General features: G+C 69.3%; 17 protein-coding genes. 11 read left to right on the top strand and 6 right to left on the bottom strand.

Going from position 1 to position 20840, the window contains the following annotated elements; all coding sequences use genetic code 11:
• Positions 1-34 precede the first annotated feature (34 nt).
• The 5 genes from DID96_RS21180 (at position 35) to DID96_RS21160 (ending at position 7440) form a co-directional block, all read left to right on the top strand.
• On the top strand, positions 35-955 hold the full coding sequence (locus tag DID96_RS21180) for an SMP-30/gluconolactonase/LRE family protein (RefSeq protein ID WP_124601222.1): 921 nt from the start codon (positions 35-37) through the stop codon (positions 953-955).
• A 244-nt stretch (positions 956-1199) separates the two neighbouring features.
• Positions 1200-2027 (top strand): p-hydroxycinnamoyl CoA hydratase/lyase, encoded by an 828-nt coding sequence (locus DID96_RS21175; RefSeq protein WP_124601221.1) that lies wholly within the window; start codon positions 1200-1202, stop codon positions 2025-2027.
• Positions 2028-2070: 43 nt separating this feature from the next.
• Positions 2071-3522 (top strand): aldehyde dehydrogenase, encoded by a 1452-nt coding sequence (locus DID96_RS21170; protein WP_124601220.1) that lies wholly within the window; start codon positions 2071-2073, stop codon positions 3520-3522.
• A gap of 169 nt (positions 3523-3691) precedes the next feature.
• Positions 3692-5605, top strand: a complete 1914-nt coding sequence (locus DID96_RS21165; protein ID WP_124601219.1) for a feruloyl-CoA synthase — start codon at positions 3692-3694, stop codon at positions 5603-5605.
• A 41-nt stretch (positions 5606-5646) separates the two neighbouring features.
• Positions 5647-7440, top strand: coding sequence for an acyl-CoA dehydrogenase family protein (locus tag DID96_RS21160; protein ID WP_124601218.1), 1794 nt, complete (start codon positions 5647-5649; stop codon positions 7438-7440).
• A gap of 47 nt (positions 7441-7487) precedes the next feature.
• On the opposite strand, the gene DID96_RS21155 is transcribed toward DID96_RS21160, so the two are convergent.
• The 3 genes from DID96_RS21155 to DID96_RS21145 all read right to left on the bottom strand — a co-directional run bounded on the left by DID96_RS21155 (position 7488) and on the right by DID96_RS21145 (position 10485).
• On the bottom strand, positions 7488-8504 hold the full coding sequence (locus tag DID96_RS21155; protein WP_124601217.1) for a PDR/VanB family oxidoreductase: 1017 nt from the start codon (positions 8502-8504) through the stop codon (positions 7488-7490).
• A gap of 79 nt (positions 8505-8583) precedes the next feature.
• Positions 8584-9627, bottom strand: coding sequence for an aromatic ring-hydroxylating dioxygenase subunit alpha (locus DID96_RS21150; protein ID WP_124601216.1), 1044 nt, complete (start codon positions 9625-9627; stop codon positions 8584-8586).
• An 87-nt stretch (positions 9628-9714) separates the two neighbouring features.
• Complete coding sequence (locus DID96_RS21145; protein ID WP_124601215.1) at positions 9715-10485, bottom strand: GntR family transcriptional regulator; 771 nt, start codon at positions 10483-10485, stop codon at positions 9715-9717.
• Positions 10486-10819: 334 nt separating this feature from the next.
• Between DID96_RS21145 and DID96_RS21140 the strand changes: the two genes are divergently transcribed.
• The 4 genes from DID96_RS21140 (at position 10820) to DID96_RS21125 (ending at position 15760) form a co-directional block, all read left to right on the top strand.
• Positions 10820-11314: a MarR family winged helix-turn-helix transcriptional regulator gene (locus tag DID96_RS21140; RefSeq protein ID WP_185732315.1), complete on the top strand. Its 495-nt coding sequence runs from the start codon at positions 10820-10822 to the stop codon at positions 11312-11314.
• A gap of 285 nt (positions 11315-11599) precedes the next feature.
• Positions 11600-12805, top strand: a complete 1206-nt coding sequence (gene mhpT / locus DID96_RS21135; protein ID WP_124601213.1) for a 3-(3-hydroxy-phenyl)propionate transporter MhpT — start codon at positions 11600-11602, stop codon at positions 12803-12805.
• A 62-nt stretch (positions 12806-12867) separates the two neighbouring features.
• On the top strand, positions 12868-14013 hold the full coding sequence (locus DID96_RS21130) for a porin (RefSeq protein ID WP_124601212.1): 1146 nt from the start codon (positions 12868-12870) through the stop codon (positions 14011-14013).
• Positions 14014-14041: 28 nt separating this feature from the next.
• Positions 14042-15760 (top strand): tannase/feruloyl esterase family alpha/beta hydrolase, encoded by a 1719-nt coding sequence (locus DID96_RS21125; RefSeq protein WP_124601211.1) that lies wholly within the window; start codon positions 14042-14044, stop codon positions 15758-15760.
• A gap of 45 nt (positions 15761-15805) precedes the next feature.
• On the opposite strand, the gene DID96_RS21120 is transcribed toward DID96_RS21125, so the two are convergent.
• Positions 15806-17164, bottom strand: a complete 1359-nt coding sequence (locus DID96_RS21120; protein WP_124601210.1) for an aspartate aminotransferase family protein — start codon at positions 17162-17164, stop codon at positions 15806-15808.
• Positions 17165-17423: 259 nt separating this feature from the next.
• On the opposite strand from DID96_RS21120, the gene DID96_RS21115 reads away from it, so the two are divergent.
• Positions 17424-17735, top strand: coding sequence for a hypothetical protein (locus DID96_RS21115; protein ID WP_260463967.1), 312 nt, complete (start codon positions 17424-17426; stop codon positions 17733-17735).
• 124 nt (positions 17736-17859) lie between these two features.
• Here the strand turns inward: DID96_RS21115 and DID96_RS21110 are convergent, their stop codons facing one another.
• Together DID96_RS21110 and DID96_RS21105 are read right to left on the bottom strand one after the other, a co-directional pair.
• Positions 17860-18366: a GNAT family N-acetyltransferase gene (locus tag DID96_RS21110; RefSeq protein WP_124601208.1), complete on the bottom strand. Its 507-nt coding sequence runs from the start codon at positions 18364-18366 to the stop codon at positions 17860-17862.
• Between the two features lie 128 nt (positions 18367-18494).
• Positions 18495-19133 (bottom strand): helix-turn-helix domain-containing protein, encoded by a 639-nt coding sequence (locus DID96_RS21105; RefSeq protein ID WP_124601207.1) that lies wholly within the window; start codon positions 19131-19133, stop codon positions 18495-18497.
• 356 nt (positions 19134-19489) lie between these two features.
• On the opposite strand from DID96_RS21105, the gene DID96_RS21100 reads away from it, so the two are divergent.
• Positions 19490-20740 carry an FAD-binding oxidoreductase gene (locus DID96_RS21100; RefSeq protein ID WP_124601206.1) on the top strand — a complete coding sequence of 417 codons (1251 nt, stop codon included), beginning with the start codon at positions 19490-19492 and terminating at the stop codon, positions 20738-20740.
• Positions 20741-20840 lie beyond the last annotated feature (100 nt).

The raw sequence follows: 20840 nt of genomic DNA, 5'->3' as shown, positions 1-20840 counted from the left end.
GCGCGCGAATGCAAACAGGGATTCCGGAGACAGCATGCATCAGGAGAATCAGGCGGCATCGGCGGCGAATGCATCGGCGACGTTGCTCGTGGACTGCCGCAATACGCTCGGCGAAGGCGCGACATGGTGCGATGCAACGCACGCGCTGTACTGGACGGACATCGAAGGCGCGCGGCTGTGGCGCTGCCGCGCGGACGGCACGGGCGCGACGAGCTGGCCGATGCCCGAACGGCTCGCGTGTTTCGCGTTGACCGACGAGCCCGACGTGCTGCTCGTCGGGCTCGCGACGCGTCTCGCGTGCTTCGATGTCCGCACGGCGAGCTTCACGCACATCGTCGACGTCGAGCCCGAGCTGCCGACGCGGCTCAACGACGGCCGCTGCGATCCGCACGGCGCATTCGTGTTCGGGATGAAGGACGAAGGCGGCGGCGCGGCGCCGCGCGCGATCGGCGGGTTCTACCGCCTCAACCCGGATTTGACGCTCGAACGGCTCGCGCTGCCGCCGGCCGCGATCGCGAACAGCATCGGGTTCTCGCCGGATGGCTCGCGGATGGTGTTCTGCGATTCGCCCACACGTGAAATTCTCGTCTGCGATTACCGCGCGGAGGGCAGCGTCGATCGCGTGCGAACGTTTGCACGCCTGACGGATACAGACGGCGAACCGGACGGCTCGACGGTCGATCGCGACGGCGGTGTGTGGAATGCGCAGTGGGGCGCACGGCGTGTCGTCCGTTACGGCGCGGATGGCGTCGAGACCGATCGCATCGCAGTGCCGACCGCGCAGCCGAGCTGCGTGGCGCTCGACGAAGCCGGGCGCCTGTACGTGACGAGCGCGCGGGTCGGGCTGGACGATGCGGCGCTCGCGAACGACGCGCACGCCGGCGGTGTGTTCGTTGCGCAGACGCGGTACGCGGGAATGCCGACGGCGCGCTTTGCGTTGAAGCGCACAAGGTGAGCGTGACGGTGCGGTCGGCGTGGCTATCGCGCATGATCGCACCACCGCCCACCGCCCACCGCCCACCGCCCACCGCCCACCATCACACAGTCGCCGCCCGGCGACATACCTCTCGCTAAACCACACGTTCACGCCCGATTAGGGGTTTGTCCTGAGCCCGTTCCATTCCGCTTTACATATCAGGCTACCTGATAGTAAATTGGCAGCGAGTCGCGAGGGGCGGCACTGTCATTGGAGAACGAAGATGAGTTACGAAGGTCGCTGGAATACCGTGAAAGTCACGGTCGAGGGCGGGATCGCGTGGGTTGCGCTGAACCGTCCGGAGAAGCGCAATGCGATGAGCCCGACGCTGAACGCGGAGATGATCGACGTGCTGGAAACGCTCGAGCTCGACCAGGAAGCGCAGGTGCTCGTGCTGACGGGCGAAGGCGACGCGTGGACGGCCGGGATGGACCTGAAGGAGTATTTCCGCGAAGTGGATGCGGGCCCGGAGATCCTGCAGGAGAAGATCCGCCGCGATGCGAGCCGCTGGCAGTGGCAACTGCTGCGCATGTACGCGAAGCCGACGATCGCGATGGTCAACGGCTGGTGCTTCGGCGGCGGGTTCTCGCCGCTCGTCGCATGCGATCTCGCGATCGCGGCCGACGAAGCGGTGTTCGGCCTGTCGGAGATCAACTGGGGCATCCCGCCCGGCAACCTCGTCAGCAAGGCGATGGCGGACACGGTCGGCCACCGCGAGGCGCTGTACTACATCATGACCGGCGACACGTTCACGGGACAGCAGGCCGCGAAGATGGGGCTCGTCAACAAGAGCGTGCCGCGCGCGCAGTTGCGCGACGAAGTGCGCGCGCTTGCCGCGAAGCTGCTCGACAAGAACCCGGTCGTGATCCGCAACGCGAAGCACGGCTTCAAGCGCTGCCGCGAACTGACGTGGGAGCAGAACGAGGACTACCTGTACGCGAAGCTCGACCAGGCGAACCATCGCGATCCGGAAGGCGGCCGCGAGCAGGGGCTCAAGCAGTTCCTCGACGACAAGAGCATCAAGCCGGGCCTGCAGGCGTACAAGCGCTGAGCGGGCGCACCGCACGCAACCGGACCTGAGCGGAGACAGCGAAATGCACGAAGTGAGTTTGTTGATCGACGGCGTGTCGCGCGGCGCGTCGGACGGCGGCACGTTCGACCGGATCGATCCGGCGACGGGGCAGGTGGCATCGCGCGCGGCCGCGGCGACGCTCGCCGACGCCGATGCGGCGGTCGCGGCGGCTGCGCGCGCGTTTCCCGCGTGGGCGGCGCTCGCGCCGACCGAGCGGCGCCGGCGTCTGATGGCCGCCGCCGACCGGATGGATGCGCGCGCCGGCGAATTCATCGAGACGGGCCGCGCGGAAACCGGCGCGATGGCGAACTGGTACGGCTTCAACGTGATGCTCGCCGCGAACATGCTGCGCGAGGCGGCCGCGATGACGACCCAGATCGACGGCGCAGTGATCCCGTCTGACGTGCCGGGCAGTCTTGCGATGGCCGTGCGCCAGCCATGCGGCGTCGTGCTCGGCATCGCGCCGTGGAATGCGCCGGTGATCCTCGCGACCCGCGCGCTCGCGATGCCGCTCGCGTGCGGCAACACGGTCGTGCTGAAGGCGTCGGAAGGCTGCCCGGGCGTGCATCGGCTGATCGGCAGCGTGCTGCACGACGCGGGCCTCGGCGACGGCGTCGTCAACGTGATCACGCATGCGCCGCAAGACGCGCCCGCGCTCGTCGAGCGGCTGATCGCGAACCCGGCCGTGCGGCGCGTGAACTTCACGGGCTCGACGCGCGTCGGCCGGATCGTCGCCGAGCTGGCGGCGCGGCACCTGAAGCCCGCGCTGCTCGAACTCGGCGGCAAGGCGCCGGTGCTCGTGCTCGACGACGCGGATCTCGACGCGGCGGTCGATGCGGTCGCGTTCGGCGCGTTCTTCAACCAGGGGCAGATCTGCATGTCGACCGAGCGCGTGATCGTCGACAGCAAGGTCGCCGATGCCTTCGTCGACAAGCTCGTCGCGAAGGCGCGCACGCTGAAGGCCGGCAACCCGGCGGCGCCGGGCGTGGTGCTCGGTACGCTCGAGAGCGCGGCGGCCGCGCAGCGCATCGCGGCGCTCGTTGCCGATGCGCGCGAGCATGGCGCCGCGTTGCCGCTCGGCTGCGACGTCGACGGCGCGGTGATGCAGCCGACGATCGTCGACGGCATCACGCGCGACATGAAACTCTACGCAGACGAATCGTTCGGGCCGGTCGTGACCGTGCAGCGCGTCGACGGCGACGAAGCCGCGCTCGCGGCCGCGAACGACAGCGAATACGGGCTGTCGGCGGCGGTGTTCAGCCGCGACATCGCGCGCGCGATGAATCTCGCGAAACGTGTCGAGTCGGGTATCTGCCACATCAACGGCCCGACCGTGCACGACGAGGCGCAGATGCCGTTCGGCGGCGTGAAGGCGAGCGGCTACGGCCGCTTCGGCAGCAAGGCGTCGATTGCCGAGTTCACCGACCTGCGCTGGATCACCGTGCAGACCGGGCCGCGCCACTACCCGATCTGAGCGGGCCGCGACAGCGCGGCAATAACTACAACAGCGACACAATGAAGTGCCCGCCGGACGCAATGAGTGCGTCCGGTGAGTCCGGCCCGGCTGGATGGGCTCAGAGTGCGAAGCATGGGACCGAACCGGACGCCGAAGCGCCAGGTTCGGCCGACACAGGAGACACACCTTGATTGCGGATCCGACCCAACCGCGCGGCGCCGCCGCCGCGCCGCCCGCGTCCGCCGGCTACCGGCCCGTCGCGATCGGCGCGGCGCCGCCGCACATCGTGCAGCGCGACGGCTGCTGGTACCTGCGCGCCGACACGCCGCTCGGCGCGTATCCGCGCCGGTTGACCGACCGGCTCGTCAGCGGCGCGCACGCGCACCCGGACCGCTGGCTGGTCGCACGGCGCGGCCCGGACGGCGCGTGGATCGGCATCACGTACGCGCAGATGCTCGACCGCGCGCGCGCGATCGGCCAGGCGCTGCTCGATCGCGGGCTGTCGGCCGAGCGGCCGGTCGCGATCCTGTCCGGCAACGATCTCGAACACCTGCAGGTCGCGTTCGGCGCGATGTGGGCCGGCATTCCGTATGCGCCGCTGTCGCCCGCGTATTCGCTCGTGTCGACCGATTTCGGCAAGCTTCGCCATGCGCTGTCGCTGCTGACGCCCGGCCTCGTGTTCGCGGCCGACGGCCATGCGTTCCAGGCCGCGCTCGATGCGGCCGTGCCGCCCGACGTCGAACGCGTGGTCGTGTCGGCACCGGACGAAATGCGCGGCGTCACGCGCTTCGCGTCGCTGCTCGACACGGTGCCGGGCAGCGTCGATGCGGCCCACGACGCGCTCACCGGCGACGGCATCGCGAAGTTCCTGTTCACGTCCGGCTCGACCCGGCTGCCGAAGGCGGTGCCGACCACGCACCGGATGCTGTGCAGCAACCAGCAGATGCTGCTCGAGACGTTCCCGCAGTTCGGCCTCGAGCCGCCGGTGCTGGTCGACTGGCTGCCGTGGAACCACACGTTCGGCGGCAGCCACAACGTCGGCATCGCGCTCTACAACGGCGGCACGCTGTATATCGACGACGGCAAGCCGGTGCCCGGCAAGTTCGACGAGACGCTGCGCAACCTGCGCGAGATCGCGCCGACGCTGTACTTCAACGTGCCGAAGGGTTGGGAAGAGCTGACGGCCGCGCTCGAAACGGACGCCGAGTTGCGCGCGACCTTCTTCTCGCGCGTGAAGATGTACTTCTTCGCGGGCGCGGGGCTGTCGCAGGCTGCGTGGGAGCGGCTCGAGCGCGTGACGCTTGCGCACTGCGGCGAGCGCATCCGCATCATGGCGGGGCTCGGCATGACCGAGGCCGCGCCGTCGTGCCTGTTCACGACCGGGCCGCTGTCCGGTGCCGGCTACATCGGCCTGCCCGCGCCCGGCTGCGAGGCGAAGCTCGTGCCGGTCGACGGCAAGCTCGAGGCGCGCTTTCGCGGGCCGAACGTGATGGCCGGCTACTGGCGCGCGAGCGGCGCGGACGCGCAGCACGTGTTCGACGACGAAGGCTATTACCGCAGCGGCGACGCGGTGCGTTTCGCCGATCCGCAGCGACCGGACATCGGCCTGATGTTCGACGGCCGGATCGCCGAGGATTTCAAGCTGTCGTCGGGCACGTTCGTGAGCGTCGGGCCGATGCGCGCGAGGATCATCTCGAACGGCGCGCCGTACGTGCAGGACGCGGTCGTCACGGGGATGAACCGCGACGACGTCGGCGCGATGATCTTTCCGCGTGTCGACGATTGCCGGCGCCTCGCCGGCGCGGGGCCCGACGCCGATCCGCGCGCCGTGCTGCGCGCGCCGGCCGTGCGCGCGTTCTTCGCGGACTTGCTGGCGCGCCTGAACCGCGACGCGACCGGCAGCGCGACCTTCATCTCGCGGCTGCGCGTGCTCGACGAGCCGCCGTCGCTCGATCTCGGCGAGATCACCGACAAAGGCTCGATCAACCAGCGCGCGGTGCTCGCGCAGCGCGCGGCGCTGGTCGACGCGATGTATGCGGCGGACGCGGCCGATGCAGCGGAAACCGGCGTGATCTTCGCCGGCTCGGCGCGTCGTGCGTGAGGAATGCGAACGATGACTGAGCCGTATCAGGAGTGCAAACGATGACTGACCCGTATCGCGCACCGCTGCGCGACATGCGTTTCGTGATCGACGAATGGCTCGATGCGCCGGCGTTGTGGGGCCGCGTGCCCGAATGGGCGGATCTCGACGCGCCGACCGCGCAGCAGGTGCTCGACGAAGCCGCGCGCTTCGTGGCCGGGCGGCTCGCGCCGCTCAACGCGAGCGGCGACCTGCAGGGCTGCCGCTTCGACGGCGGCGGCGTGACGCTGCCGGACGGGTTCCGCGACGCGTATCGCGACTACGTCGATGCCGGCTGGCCGACGCTCGCGCTCGATCCGGACTGCGGCGGGCAGGGGCTGCCGCATCTGCTCGACGTTGCGCTGCAGGAGATGCTCGCGGCCGCGAACCACGCGTGGCTGATGTCGCCGGGGCTCACGCACGGCGCGGTTGCGTGCCTGCGCGCGCATGGCTCGGATCGGCTTCGGCGCGACGTGCTGCCGAAGATCGCGAGCGGCGAATGGCTGACGACGATGTGCGTGACCGAGCCGCAGGCCGGCAGCGACCTCGGCCTGCTGCGCACGCAGGCGGTGCCCGATCCGGCCGTCGACGGCTACCGGATCAGCGGCAGCAAGATGTTCATCACGGGCGGCGAGCACGACCTGACCGACAACATCGTGCATCTCGTGCTCGCGCGGCTGCCGGATGCGCCACCCGGCACGAAGGGCCTGTCGCTGTTCGTCGTGCCGAAGTGGCACGACGGGCCGGCCGGGCGCGTGCGCAACGGCGTCTGGTGCGACGGCATCGAGAAGAAGATGGGGCTGAAGGCGAGCCCGACCTGCGCGATGCGCTTCGACGCGGCGGCCGGCTGGCTCGTCGGCGAACCGCATCGCGGCCTCGCGTCGATGTTCGTGATGATGAACGCGGCGCGGCTGCAGGTCGCGATGCAGGGTGTCGGGCATGCGCAAAGCGCATCGCAGGCCGCGTCAGCGTATGCGCGCGACCGCGAACAGGGGCGCGCGGCCGGCGGCACGTGCGCGTCGGGCGCGGCGGCGCCGATCGCGCTGCACCCGGCGATCCGGCGCAACCTGCTCGACGGACGGGCGATCGTCGAGGCCGAGCGCGCGATCGGCTACTGGATCGGGCACGGGCTCGACGTCGCCGCGCACGATCCCGATCCGGCCGCGCGGCAGGCCGCGTCGCGGCTCGTGTCGCTGCTGACGCCGGTCGCGAAGGCGTTCTTCACCGCGAACGGCTTCGCGGCTGCGTCGAACGCGCTGCAGGTGTTCGGCGGCTACGGCTATATCCACGAATACGGGATCGAGCAGACGGTGCGCGACAGCCGCGTGTCGATGCTGTACGAAGGGACAAACGAGATCCAGGCGATCGATCTGCTGACGCGCAAGGTGCTCGCGGATCGCGGCGAGGGGCTGCGTGCGCTGCTCGATCTCGTGCGGGCGGAGGCCGAGCGTTGCGGCGAATCCGGCGGCGGCACCGTGAAGGAAGCGGGCGTGCGCGTGGCCGCACTGTGTGCGGATGTCGAGCGCGCGACATCGGACGTGATGCACGCGAGCGCGGACGATCCCGAGTTGCCGTATCGCGTCGCGGACGACTATCTCGCGCTGGTCGGGTGGCTGCTGCTCGCGTTCGCGTGGGCGCGCACGCTGCGGATCGCTGCCGATGCGCCGCACGACGATCCGTTTTATGCGGACAAGCGTGAGCTCGGCGCGTATTTCTTCGACTATCCGCTTGCGGCATTCGCGCATCGGCTCGCGCTTGTCGAAACGGGATGCCGGGCGCGGTTGCCGGCCGGACCGGGTCTCGCCGTCGCGCGCTAGCGGCGCGGCGCGAGACTTCTTCTTCTTCTTCTTCTTCTTCCTTTCCGTCAGATATCGAGCACCAGCACCGGCGTGACCGCGCGCGAACAGCACGGCAGGATCTGGTCGTTGGCCGCGCGCTCGTCGTCGGTCAGGTACACGTCGCGATGATCGGGCGTGCCGGACAGCACGCGTGTGACGCAGGTGCCGCACACGCCCTGTTCGCACGACACGGGCACGTCGATCCCGCAGCCGCGCAACGCTTCGACGATTGTCGTGCCGGCCGGCACGTCGACGATGCGTGCCGACTGCGCGAGCGATACCTGGAACGCGCGGTCGCCGTCTGCCGACGCCGCCGCACCCGCGACGGCAGTGCCAACGCCGGCCGCCGCTGCGCCGGCCGCGCCTACGCCGGCCGCACCTACGCCGGCCGCGCCGAAATACTCCCGATGCACGTTCGCCGCGCTCCACCCGGCCTGCGCGGCTGCCGCAAGCGCGGCGCTGATGAACCCGCCGGGACCGCACACGTACAGGTGCGTGCGCGGCTCCGGGTTCGCGAGCACCTGCGCGAAATCGATGCGGCGGCCGGCCGGATCGTCGTCGAACCAGAGCCGCGTGCGGGCCTTGAGCCCCGGCGTGCCGAGCCGGTCGAGAAACGCGGCGCGCGCCGGCTCGCGCGCGCAGTAATGCAGCTCGAACGACTGGCCGGTCTCGATCAGGTAAGCGGCCATGCTGAGGAGCGGCGTGATGCCGATGCCGCCGGCCAGCAGCACGCTGTGCGCGGCGTGCGGGTCGAGCGGGAAGTGATTGCGCGGCGCGCTGACGTCGAGCGTCGCGCCGGGCTCGCATGCATGCATCGCGAGCGAGCCGCCGCGCGATGCGGGTTCGCGCAGCACGCCGAGCCGGTAGACGCCCGCTTCGGACGGGCTGTTGCACAGCGAATACTGGCGGACGAAGCCGCCGACATGGACGTCGATGTGCGCGCCAGCCGTGAATGGCGGCAGCGCGGCGCCGTCGGCCGAGGCCAGTTCGAACATGCAGATGTCGGTCGCGGCGGGGAGCTTGCGGGTGAGTGTGAGTTTCATGGGAACGATGGGTTGAGCGTGCCGCGCCGCTGCACCTCGGCACCGCTGCACCTCGGCGGCGTGGCGGCGCGGCACGTGGTCAGCACGACAGCGCGGCGGCGCGCTCCTGGTCGATCAGCCGGTCGAGCACGCGCCGCGACTGCACGCCGCCCGCGTCGATGTTGAGCTTGAGGAGCGGCCGGTCCGGCCAGGTCAGCAGGTTGCGCTGCTGTGCTTCGAGCATGCCGAGATCCTCGGCGAAGATCCTGCCCTGTCCGGCGCGGATGGTCTCCGTCAGCGCGGGATCGTCGACCGCGAAGCTGCGCGCCATCCCCCAGAAGTACCAGATCGACGTGTCCGTTTCCGGCGTGATGAAATCGACGACGATGCTCGACACCTTGTCGCGCGGATCGGCGTGGTAACCGCCGTTGCCTGCGTGCGCGACGCCGACTTCGATCATCACGTGGCTCGGCGGCGTGAAGTGGCAGATCTGCCAGCGGTCGCAGAGGACGTCGTCGGCGAGGCCGTTGCCGCGCAGCGCGGCCGCCCAGAACGGCGGCGGCAGGATGCCTTCCATGAAGCGGCTGGTCGTGACCGTGTCGCCGTTCACCTTCGTCGCGGGCGGCGCCTCCTCGATCTCCGGCTGCCCGATGCTCGACGCGTGCACGTAGGTCTCGTGCGTGAGGTCCATCAGGTTGTCGATCATCAGCCGGTAGTCGCAGCCGATGTGATACAGGCCGCCACCGTAGGCCCAGCCCGGATCGTCGGCCCAGTCGAGCCGGTGGATCGTCGCCGGATCGGCCCGTTCCGGATCGCCGGGCCACACCCACACGAAGCCGTACCGCTCGACGGCCGGATAGGTGCGGATCGCCGGAATGCCGCCGACGCGCTGGCACGGCATGCTCGTGCATTTGCCGTTCGCGCCCATCGTCAGCCCGTGATAGCCGCACACGAGCCGGCCGTCGCGGACGGTGCCGAGCGACAGCGGCGCGCCGCGATGCGGGCAGAAATCCTCGAGTGCGGCGACCTTGTCGTCCGCATCGCGAAAGAACACCATGCGCTCGCCGCAGATCTGCCGGCCGAGCGGCTTGCCCGCGAATTCGTCGGGTGTGCACGCGACATACCATGCGTTTTTCAGGAACATGCGTCTCCTCCAGGGCGTGCGGACACGCCGAGTGTTCAGGTCGGAAAGGCGGCGCGGCACGCGCCGCGAGAAGGGCCGCGCGCCGCGTCAGCCGGCGTCGCGGCGGATCAGGTTGCCACCCGCGAGCTTCGTGATCGCGCGCTGGTTGTCGAGCACGCGCTTCAGGTTGTCGTGGGCGATCTGCGCGTGTTCGCGCATCAGCGCTTCCGCGCGCGCGCCCTGGCGGCGCTCGATCGCGTCGAGCACCGCGCGATGCTGCGCCTGGGCAACGACGAGCGTTTCCCGCGCGCGCGGATCGAGCGACTGCACGACGACGAACGCGCTCGCGGACGCGAACGGCAGCGTCGCGACCTTGTCGATCTGCCGCGCGACGACGTCGCTGCCCGCGGCGCCCGCGAGCAGCCGGTGGAAGCGCGCGTTCGCATCGACGTAGCGCGAGAACGTGTCGTCGGTCAGCGGGCCGGCGAGCAGCGTGTCGATTTCGTCGGCGCACGCGTGCAGGTCGCGCAGCGTCGGCGGCGGGACGCCGCGCTCGGCCGCAAACCGCGCGGCGAGCCCTTCGAGCGTGCCGCGCAGTTCGATCGCGTCGCCGATCTCGCGTGCCGAAAACGCGCGCACGGCGAAGCCGCCGGTCGGGATCGGTTCGATCAGCCCTTCTTCCTGGAGCCGGATCAGCGCCGCGCGCACCGGCGTGCGGGATACGCCGAGCCGCTCGACGACCCACAGCTCGGAGATCCGCGCGCCGGGGCCCAGCTCGCCGCCGACGATGAGTTCGCGCAGGCCGAGCAGTGCGCGGACGGTCTGCGACGGGGGCGCGGCGGTGCGCGTGTCGGGTGGCGGTGCGTCGAGGCGGGTCATCGTGTGTCGGGTGAGGTGTCGTGCCGCTGGAGCGGTGCGACCGAAGTTGTCAGGTTGCCTGATGCAAAGTGTATACATCGACGCTCGGAGATCAAGCGGAATTGTTGAAATTTCCGGGTATACGAGCATCAACGAGCACATCGATACGGCTTCTGGAGGTCGCGTTGTATACAACTTGCCGATGGTCGCGAACGCCGTCGCGCATGTCGGCGCGGCGCGCTGCATCGCAGCCCGCGCCGCGCGACCGGCGCCGTGCGGCAACGCGGGAGCCGGCCATGCCGGTGCGTGTCGCGCGTGAGGTAAGATGGCCCGCGACATCCATTCCGACACCTTCATGAGTTCGACACCCGTCAAGCCGGCCGGCGCGAAACGCGCGGCCCGCGCCACCGAAGACAAGCCGCGCACGCGCCCGCAGCAGCGGCTGACCTACCTGATCGGCAATCTCGACCGGCTGCTGCGCCGCCAGATGAGCGATGCACTCGCGCCGCTAGGCGTCACGCTCGCGCAGTACACGGCGCTGTCGGTGCTCGAGGCGCGCGGTGCGTTGTCGAATGCGCAGCTCGCGGTGCGCTCGTTCATCACGCCGCAGTCGGCGAACGAGGTGATGATCGCGATGGCGGGCCGCGGCTTCGTCACGCGCGAAGCCGATCCGAATCATGGCCGCGTGATCCTGCTGCGGCTGACCGACGAAGGCTCGGCGATCCTGCGCGAATGCGAAAGCGTGCTGCGGCCGCTCGAACTCCGGATGCTCGGCGACGGCCTGACGGCCGACGACGTTGCGCAGGTCCAGCGCACGCTCGAACTGTTCGTGCGCAACTTGCGCGACTAGAAGGGCCTGTTCACGCGCTTTCTCCCTGTCTCTGCATGACACGACTGCGCCGGTTCCCGCGGCCGTTGCGGGTTAACACCGGCGCACGTCGTACTTGAAATATCAGGTTACCTGTTATTAAATCATCCCGTCCTTCGATGGGATGACGGTCCGCGCGACCGGCAGGTCGAGCGGATCTTATTTCGGACTTTGAATCAGGTTTCCTGATAAAACCTGATGCATGATCCGGTCATGACAAGCACACCGCGCATGCATTGCGGCATGCCGCGCAGGTTAGGAGACGAGATGGACACCTACGTTGCCGAGAGGCCGGCCGTCGCGACGACGCTCGGCTTGTGTTTCGCGATCGCGCTGCTCGAGGGGCTCGACCTGCAGTCGGTCGGCGTCGCCGCGCCGCGCATGGCCCATGAATTCGGGCTGACCGTATCGCAGATGGGGATCGCATTCAGCGCAGGCACGTTCGGCCTGCTGCCCGGCGCGATTCTCGGCGGACGGCTCGCCGACCGGATCGGCCGCAAGCGCGTGCTGATCGCGTCGGTCTGCCTGTTCGGACTGCTGTCGATCGCCACCGCGCAGGTGTCGAGCTTCGCGATGCTGGTCGTCGTGCGCGCGCTGACCGGCATCGGCCTCGGCGGCGCGATGCCGAACCTGATCGCGCTGTCGTCCGAGGCCGTCGGCGCGCGCTCGCGCAGCAGCGCGGTCGCCGCGATGTACTGCGGCATTCCGTTCGGCGGCGTGATCGCGTCGCTGATCGGCGTGCTGCTCGCGGGTGACACCGAATGGCGACACATCTTCTACGTCGGCGGCGCCGGGCCGTTGCTGCTCGTGCCGTTGCTGATCGGGATGTTGCCGGAATCGCGCGCGTTCCTCGACGTCAGCGCGTCGGGCGCTGCGCGCCCGGGCGTCGCACACACGCTGTTCGGCGACGCGCGCACCGGCACGACGCTCGCGCTGTGGCTCAGCTACTTCTGCACGCTGATCGTGCTGTATTTCCTGCTGAACTGGCTGCCGTCGCTGATGGCCGCGAAGGGCCTCGCGCGCGGCCAGGCCGGCATCGTGCAGATCTTCTTCAACATCGGCGGCGGCCTCGGCGCGCTCGGCATCGGCATGTCGATGGACCGGATGGCCCCGTCGCGCGTCGTCGGCGGCATGTACGCGGGGATCGTGCTGTCGCTCGCCGCGCTCGCGGTCGCGCCGGGCCTCGCGTGGCTGTCCGCCGCCGCGTTCGCGGCCGGGATGTTCGTCGTCGGCGGCCAGTCGGTGCTGTACGCGCTCGCCGCGATCTACTACCCGACCGCGATGCGTGGCACCGGCGTCGGCTCGGCGGTCGCCGTCGGCCGGCTCGGCTCCGTCGTCGGCCCGCTCGCGGCCGCCGAACTGCTCGCGATGGGCCGCAGCGCGTCGCTCGTGATCGGCGCGAGCATCCCCGTCACGCTCGTCGCCGCCGCGGCCGCGCTGCTGCTGATCAGGCGGCCGCAGGCGCGCGACTGAGTTCTCGTTTCAATTACGCGCGCCGGCAGAGCGCGACATCAACGCAGGTCTGGAGATACCTCATGAAAAACACCCAAGCCTTGGCGGCGGCCGGCGCGTGCGCGCTCGCGCTCGCGGCATCGAGCGCGCACGCGCAGTCGAGCGTGACGCTGTACGGGATCGTCGACACCGGCATCGAATTCGTGTCGCACGCGAACGCGGCCGGCGACCACGTGGTGCGGATGCCCGCGGTGACGGGCGAGATGCCGTCGCGCTGGGGGCTGCGCGGCGCCGAGGATCTCGGCGGCGGCTACCAGGCGATCTTCGCGCTGGAGAGCGGCTTCAACGTGCGCGGCGGCGACCTCGGGCAGGGCGGCCGGCTGTTCGGCCGGCAGGCGTTCGTCGGGCTGAAGAGCGGCTTCGGCACGCTCGCGTTCGGCCGCCAGTACACGATGACCTATCTCGCGTTGCAGGGCGCGGACATCATCGGCCCGGACATCTACGGCCTCGGCTCGCTCGACGCATACGTGCCGAACGGCCGCGCGGACAACGCGGTGACCTATGTCGGCACATACAAGGGCTTCACGTTCGGCGCCGGCTACTCGTTCGGCCGCGACGGTGCGGGCACCGGCAATTCGCCCGGACAGGGCACGTGTGCGGGGCAGGTGCCCGGCAAGGCGGTCGAATGCCGCGACTGGTCGGTGATGCTGAAGTACGACAGCGCGTATTTCGGCGCGGCAGCGTCGTACGAGGAGCAGCGCGGCGGTACGTCCGCCGCCGCGAACTTCTTCGACGGCGTCGCGCCCGTCGCGTTCACGAGCAGTGCGGACAAGGATGCGCGCGTGCACGTCAGCGCGTATGCGCAGGCGGCAGGCGCGCGCATCGGCGCGGGCTGGATCGGTCGGCACGTGACGACCGATTCGCCGGCCGCGGCGGGCGCGCGGTCGGATCTGTTCTTCGTCGGCGCGTCGTACACGTTCAAGCCGTACTTCATTGTCGACGGCGAGGGCTACCGGATCGTCAACAGCGCGCACGACACGCGCGCGACGATGGCGACGCTGCGCGCGACCTACCTGCTGACGAAGCGCACGTCGGTCTACGCGCAATCGTCGTATCTGTGGAACAGCGCGCATGCGCGCTACGCGGTCAGCGGCGGCGGCGCCGGCACGACGCCCGGCGCCGGCATGGGGCAGCTCGGCGCGATGGTCGGCGTCAAGCACATGTTCTGAGCGACGATCAAGACGATCCGGAGACACCGTGAACAAATCCGTACTCCTTTGCATCGCGCCGCTGTCCGCCGCGATCCTTGCCGGCTGCGGCGGCGACGACTCGATCTCGACCGCTTCGCCGCACCTGTCGGCCGCGACACCGGCGACGATGACGCAGACCTGCGCCGCGCTCGCCGCCCAGCTGGCCTATGCGAACGCGTCGTTCACGTCGGTGACGACCGCAGCCGCGGGCGCGCTGACGGTGGCCGGCAAGCCGATCGCCGAACACTGCGTGATCGAAGGAAAGATGAACGAGCGCGTGAGCCCCGTGGACGGCAAAACGTACGCGATCGGCTTCGAGATGCGCCTGCCGAAGGCGTGGAACGGCCGCTTTTTCTACCAGGCGAACGGCGGGCTCGACGGCAACGTCGTGACGGCGACCGGCGAGATCGGCGGTGGCGGGCCGCTGACGAACGCGCTGAACATGGGCTTCGCGGTGATCAGTTCGGACTCCGGACACAGCGCCGCGCAGAACCCGCTGTTCGGCGTCGATCCGCAGGCGCGCCGGGATTACGGCTATGCGGCCGTCGATGCGCTGACGCCGATGGCGAAGCAGGTGATTCGCATCGCGTATGGGAAGGGGCCGGACCGCAGCTATTTCGGCGGCTGCTCGAACGGTGGCCGCCACGCAATGGTGACGGCCGCGCGCAACGCGGCCGACTACGACGGGATCATCGCGGGCGATCCGGGTTTCCATCTGCCCAAAGCGGCGATCGGCGAAATGTACGGTGCGCAGCAGTTCGCGAAGATCGCTTCGGCGACCGGCGCCAACGGGCTGCCGGACATCCGCAGCGGCTTCACCGATGCGGAACGCCGGTTCGTCGGCGCGAAGATCCTCGAGAAATGCGATGCGCTCGACGGCGTCGCGGACGGGATGGTGCAGGACGTCGCCGCGTGCCAGGCGCATTTCAGCATCGACGCCGACATCCCGACCTGTACGAACGGCACGCGCACCGGCGCGTGCCTGACGCCCGTGCAGAAGAGCGCGCTCGAGAACGTGTTCACGGGCGCGCGCAACAGTGCTGGCACGGCGCTGTACGCGAGCTTTCCGTACGATCCGGGCATCGCCGGCAGCGGCTGGGCGGCATGGAAGCAGGCGAATGCGATCACGCTCGATCCGGCCGCGATGGCGTTCACGTTCATGAGCCCGCCGGAGACCGCGGCGACGCTCGCGAACCTGCCCGGTTTCGCGCTCGGCTTCGACATGGACAACGACGCGCCGGCGATCTTCGCGACGAGCGGCGTGTATACGGAGTCCGCATGGTCGTTCATGGTGCCGCCTGACGAAACGAACCTGTCGGCGCTGAAGACGCGCGGCGCGAAGCTGCTCGTCTATCACGGCACGGGCGACCCCGTGTTCTCGTCGAACGACACGAGCGACTGGTACGCGCGGCTCGCGCAGGCGAACGGTGGCGATGCGTCGGATTTCGCGCGGTTCTACCGCGTGCCGGGCATGAACCATTGCTCGGGCGGGCCGGCCGCCGACCAGTTCGACATGTTGACGCCGCTCGTCGCGTGGGTCGAACAGGGGCGCGCACCCGACGCGATCGTCTCCGCCGCGCGCGATGCGGCGAACGCGGTGCCGAATGCGGACGTGCCGGCATCGTGGGGAGCGGGCCGCACACGGCCGCTGTGTCCGTATCCGAAGACCGCGCACTACAACGGCTCGGGCGATGTGAATTCGGCGGCGAGTTTCAGCTGCGGTTGAACGGGGCCGGCCGCGCAGCGCGCGGCCGGCAACCGTATCATCGGCTCAAATCAGCTCCCCGAGACACGCATCGAACTGCGCGACCAGGCGGTCGACGTCGGCCGCGGTCGTGTCCGGACACACGAGCATCATGTTGTGGAACGGCGTGATCAGCACGCCGCGGTTCAGCAGATACAGGTGCACGATGTGCTCGAGCTCGCTGTCGAGCTGCTGGCCCGCGATCGTGCCGTTGCGCGGCGGTGTCGGTGCGAACTGGAACTCGGTGCGCGCGCCGATGCGCGTCACGCACCACGGCAGCGCGTGTTTCGCGATCGCCTGCTCGAGACCTGACGCGAGCCGCGCGGCAAGTTCGAACATGTGCGCGTACGCCGCTTCTGTTGCGACTTCCTCCAGCGTCGCGCGTGTCGCTCGCATCGCGAGCATGTTCGCGGTGAGCGTCGTGCCGATGCCCGAATGTCCGGGCGGCGCATTCAGCTTCGCCTGTATCGCGCGTTCCGCGAATGCCGCGCTGAATCCGTAGACCGCGCACGGCACGCCGCCGGCGATCGGCTTGCCGACCACCAGCGCGTCCGGTTCGAGCCCGTGCGCGGCCGCATAGCCGCCCGGGCCGCTGCTGATCGTGTGCGTCTCGTCGATCAAGAGCAGCGTGCCGTAGCGGCGCGTCAGCGCGCGCGCTTCATCCCAGAAACCGGGATCGGGCAGCACCATGCCGATGTTCGTCATCGCAGGCTCGGCGAGCACGCATGCGACGTCGCCCGCCTTCAGCGCCGCTTCGAGCGCCGCGAGATCGTTGAACTCGACGACGCGCGTGTTCGCGAGCAGGTCATACGCCTGGCCGAGCAGGCTGTCGCGCTGCACGGGGCGGCCGTCGACGAGATCGACGAACACGTCGTCGACCGTGCCGTGATAGCAGCCGTTGAACACGACGATCGTGTTGCGGCCGGTGGCCGCCCGTGCCCAGCGGAGCACGAAGCGGTTCGCGTCGCTGGCGCTCAATGCGAACTGCCAGACCGGCAGCTTGAATCGGCGCGCGAGGTCGCGCGACACCCATGCCGCGTCCTCGCTCGGCAGCATCGTCGTGTAGCCGCGCGTCGCCTGCTCCGCGAGCGCGCGCGCGACGGGTTCGGGCGCGTGGCCGAACATCGCGCCCGTGTCGCCGAGGCAGAAATCGACGTAGCGATGGCCGTCTACGTCGGTGAAGGTCGCGCCGCGCGCTTCCTTCACGTACAGCGAGAACGGAGTCGACCAGTCCTGCATCCAGTGCAACGGGACACCGAACAGCAGATGCTCGGCCGCTTCCGCGGACAACGTGCGGGACGTCGGCATCGCTTCGGTGAACGCTTGGCGCTCGCGGTCGAACAGCGCGCGGGCGCGGGTGAGGTCGACTCCGTGGCGGGAAGGCAAGTTGGGCTCCTGGCTGTGAAGGTGATGGACACGATAGCGCGGCGTGAGGGGGGATGAACAGGGGAAGAACTACTGAAGCGGGCAGCATCGCGGGCAGGCGGGGCAGAGAGCGAAGGGCGGCGACAGCATTTACGTATCGAAACCGGACGGCTCGACCTGGTACGGGACGGTCGAGCTGGACGCGGAAGACTATACGCAACAAAAGTTCATCAAGACGCTGCCGGTGCGTGTGTGGACGAAGCGTCCCGACTTCAATGTCATGCTGATGCAACCGCTGAAGCTGTCGAACGGCAACTACGAGATGACCCATGCAAAGGTTGCGCTGACGAGCAACGCAGGCGATGCCGAAATCGCGCAAGGCGCCCCCCGCAAGGTCACGCAGGTCAAGCTGGGCAGCGATGGCTATGACGAAGTGCACAACCTGAAGATCAGCGTCGATGTGCCGATCCGGCAGGGCGCGGTCAGCACCAACGGCAGCTACAGCGGTGGCCTGGTGCTGATGTTCGAGCCGGCCGCGTCGGCGGGCGGCGACACGCTGCCGGAGCGGGGCGAACCACCGTTCGGCAAGTGATGCACGCCGGACGCGTCGCGCGTCCGGCGCATCCATTTACCAAAGTTTTTGCGCATAAACATTCGACAACGTATATCAACTGACGTCGCCAAATTGTGCGTGTGCGCACACCACGGGTAGCACACTACGCCAGCGCCTTCACCATATGCTCCTCGTCGTAGAACTGGCCGTTCACGAAGAGCGAGCGCGGCTCGGTGCCGAACCGGGCGAATCCCTTCGACAGGTAGAGCCGCCTGGCTGCTTCGTTGATCGCGTTCACGCACAGTAGCAGCTGCGCGCACTGCCATGCGCGTTCCGCGTGCGCGACGGCGGCGTCGAGTAGCGATTCGGCGATGCCGCGCCGACGGTAGGCCGGATCGACGAATACGCCCCAGACCGTCGCCTTGTGGCGCACCTGCACACGCGCATCGCGCCGCACGCCGGTGATGCCGACGAGCGCGTCGCCGTCGAACGCGCCGAATACCGCGAGCTCCGGCGTCGGGCGAATGCGCGACACCACTTCGTCGACGGAGAGCGCGGCCTGTTCGTCGCGGGTTGGCAGGAACGAGGTCGGGGACGTCTCGATCGCAAGGAGGCGCAGGGACTGGAACAGGGCCGCGTCGGCGGCGTCGAGCAGGCGGATCGTGATCATGTATCGTTGGTCTGGTGGATCGTCGGAATCTGCGGCGCGGCGCGCCGCAGGGCACGTCCATGCTAATCGGAATCGGCAATGCCTGCGTTGCCGATCGAAGGCGCCGCGATGACGCGGCGCCGCCCGCTTCAGATCGCGTCGTGCGGCCGCCGCGCGTCGCCGTCGACGCAGCACGCGAGCACTTCCGCATCGGTTTCGCCGAGGCTCAGGTACACATGCCCGACCGAGCTGTCGAAATACAGGCTATCGCCGGTCGCAAGCCGGAATGCATGGCCGTTCTCGAAGCGCAGTTCCAGCTCGCCGCTCAACACGAACACGAACTCCTCGCCGCTGTGCCGGATGTAGTCGGCAAAGTCGGACAGCTTGCGCGCATGAATCCGCCCGCGCACGGGCACCATCCGCTTGCCGGTCAGGTCGTTCGCGAGCATCCCGTACGCATAGTTCGGCGTGTCGTAGACCATCTGCTGGCCCGCCGGCGTGAACGACGGCGTCATCGCGCCGGCGGGCGCCGGGCGGCCGAACATCGTGTCGAAGTCGAGCGCGAGCGCGTGCGTCAGTGCCGCGAACTTGTCGTAGGTAAGCGCGATGTCGCCGCGCTCGGCCTTCGAAATCGTCGACACCGCAATGCCGGAGCGCTCGGAAAGCTGCGCAAGAGTCAGGCCGCGCGACTTGCGCGCGTCGCGCAGCCGCGCGCCGACCGTCTGGTGGTCGAGCTGCGGCGGGGCGGCGTCGGATGGCGGCGGAACGGGGTCGGTGGATGTGGGCATGCGAAAACTCGGCGCGGGGCACGCGCGGCGTGAATACGGGTTTTGTCGTATACGAGAATTCGTTTTCTCGTATATGATAATTTTCGTCGAAATCGCCATCGGTGGGGCGTCATGGCAACTCTAGCATCGGGCGGCACGAAACCAGCGGCAAGGCGGCCTGTCCGGCCCGTCCGTTCAGACGCCGGATCGCGCGACGACACCCCGACCCCCGTCATTCCACCGGCCCATCGTGGCCGGATCATCGAAGGTGCAATCCATGTCCAGTGAAATCAAACGTCTGCAGACCGGCCCGCGCATGAGCCAGCTCGTGATCGCGCTCGCCTGACACCGGCGCCGCGCGCATCCAGGAGTCCTCCATGAAGTTCGATACGCTCGTCCTGGGCGGCGGCATGATCGGCGTGTCCGTGGCCGTCCACCTGCAACAGCGTGGCCTGTCGGTCGCGCTCGTCGACCGCAAGGCGCCCGGCAACGAAACCTCGTTCGGCAACGCCGGGCTGATCCAGCGTGAAGGCGTGTACCCGTACGCGTTTCCACGCGGCTTCGGCGCGCTGCTCAAGTATGCGTGCAACCGCTCGCCCGACGTCCGCTATCACGTCGCCGCGCTGCCGAAGCTGATGCCGTTCCTGTACCGCTACTGGCGAAATTCCCATCCGGCGCGCCATGCGGAGATTGCGCGCGCGTACGCGCCGCTCATCGAGCACTGCGTGACCGAGCACCGCGCGCTGATCGACGCGGCGGGCGCGCATGCGCTGCTGCGCGAGGGCGGCTGGCTCAAGGTGTTCCGCCACGCGGCGACGCGTGATGCCGAAACCCGCAACGCGGAACGCTGGCGCGCCGAATACGGCGTGACGTTCGAAGCGCTCGAGGCGGCCGCGCTGCGCGACGCGGAGCCGTTCCTGAGCCCCGCGCTGATCGGCGCGCTGCGCTACACGGGATCCGATTCGATCAGCGATCCGCATGCGCTCGTCACCGCCTATGCGCGGCATTTCAAGCGGCTCGGCGGCAGCATCGTGACCGGCGACGCGCTGACGCTCACGGCCGGGAACGGCTGGCGGGTCGACACCGTGCGCGGCCCGATCGAGGCGCACGCGGCCGTCGTCGCGCTCGGCCCGTGGTCGGACCTGCTGTGCGAGCGGCTCGGCTACCGGTTGCCGCTCGCGGTCAAGCGCGGCTATCACATGCACTACGCGGCGGCGCCGGGCGCGCGGCTGAACCAGCCGGTGCTCGACGCGGACAGCGGCTTCCTGATCACGCCGATGACGCGCGGCATCCGGCTGACGACGGGTGTCGAGCTCGGCTATCGCGACACGCCGCCGACGCCGACGCAGCTCGCGGCGGTCGAACCGGTCGCGCGCGGGCTGTTTCCGCTCGGCGCGCGTGTCGACGGCGCGCCGTGGCTCGGCCGCCGGCCGTGCACGCCGGACATGCTGCCCGTCATTGGCGCGGCGCCGCGTCACAAGGATTTGTGGTTCGCGTTCGGCCACGCGCATCACGGCTTCACGCTCGGCCCCGTGACGGGCCGGCTGATCGCCGACCTGATGATGGATGCAGCTCCGTTCGTCGACCCGACGCCGTTCCGGGTCGAGCGCTTCCTGCACGGCCGCTGAATCCGGCGCCGTGCAGCGGGTTTGCAAGGCCGCCGAATCCGGCGCCGAGCGTGCAGAGGATTTGCACGGCTGCCGAATCCGGCGCCGTGCGTGCAGCGGG

It is taken from the genome of Burkholderia sp. Bp8963 (genome assembly GCF_003854275.1).
Taxonomy (GTDB): domain Bacteria; phylum Pseudomonadota; class Gammaproteobacteria; order Burkholderiales; family Burkholderiaceae; genus Burkholderia.
The sequence above is the reverse complement of the archived record's forward strand: the minus strand, read 5'-3'. Positions and strand labels throughout refer to the sequence as shown.

Excerpts from the sequence above, each read along its gene's own strand:
- DID96_RS21180 (WP_124601222.1), top strand. The coding sequence starts at position 35 with ATGCATCAGGAGAATCAGGCGGCATCGGCGGCGAATGCATCGGCGACG.
- DID96_RS21175 (WP_124601221.1), top strand. The coding sequence starts at position 1,200 with ATGAGTTACGAAGGTCGCTGGAATACCGTGAAAGTCACGGTCGAGGGC.
- DID96_RS21170 (WP_124601220.1), top strand. The coding sequence starts at position 2,071 with ATGCACGAAGTGAGTTTGTTGATCGACGGCGTGTCGCGCGGCGCGTCG.
- DID96_RS21160 (WP_124601218.1), top strand. The coding sequence starts at position 5,647 with ATGACTGACCCGTATCGCGCACCGCTGCGCGACATGCGTTTCGTGATC.
- DID96_RS21155 (WP_124601217.1), bottom strand. The coding sequence starts at position 8,504 with ATGAAACTCACACTCACCCGCAAGCTCCCCGCCGCGACCGACATCTGC.
- DID96_RS21150 (WP_124601216.1), bottom strand. The coding sequence starts at position 9,627 with ATGTTCCTGAAAAACGCATGGTATGTCGCGTGCACACCCGACGAATTC.
- DID96_RS21145 (WP_124601215.1), bottom strand. The coding sequence starts at position 10,485 with ATGACCCGCCTCGACGCACCGCCACCCGACACGCGCACCGCCGCGCCC.
- DID96_RS21140 (WP_185732315.1), top strand. The coding sequence starts at position 10,820 with ATGAGTTCGACACCCGTCAAGCCGGCCGGCGCGAAACGCGCGGCCCGC.
- mhpT (WP_124601213.1), top strand. The coding sequence starts at position 11,600 with ATGGACACCTACGTTGCCGAGAGGCCGGCCGTCGCGACGACGCTCGGC.
- DID96_RS21130 (WP_124601212.1), top strand. The coding sequence starts at position 12,868 with ATGAAAAACACCCAAGCCTTGGCGGCGGCCGGCGCGTGCGCGCTCGCG.
- DID96_RS21115 (WP_260463967.1), top strand. The coding sequence starts at position 17,424 with ATGCTGATGCAACCGCTGAAGCTGTCGAACGGCAACTACGAGATGACC.
- DID96_RS21110 (WP_124601208.1), bottom strand. The coding sequence starts at position 18,366 with ATGATCACGATCCGCCTGCTCGACGCCGCCGACGCGGCCCTGTTCCAG.
- DID96_RS21105 (WP_124601207.1), bottom strand. The coding sequence starts at position 19,133 with ATGCCCACATCCACCGACCCCGTTCCGCCGCCATCCGACGCCGCCCCG.
- DID96_RS21100 (WP_124601206.1), top strand. The coding sequence starts at position 19,490 with ATGAAGTTCGATACGCTCGTCCTGGGCGGCGGCATGATCGGCGTGTCC.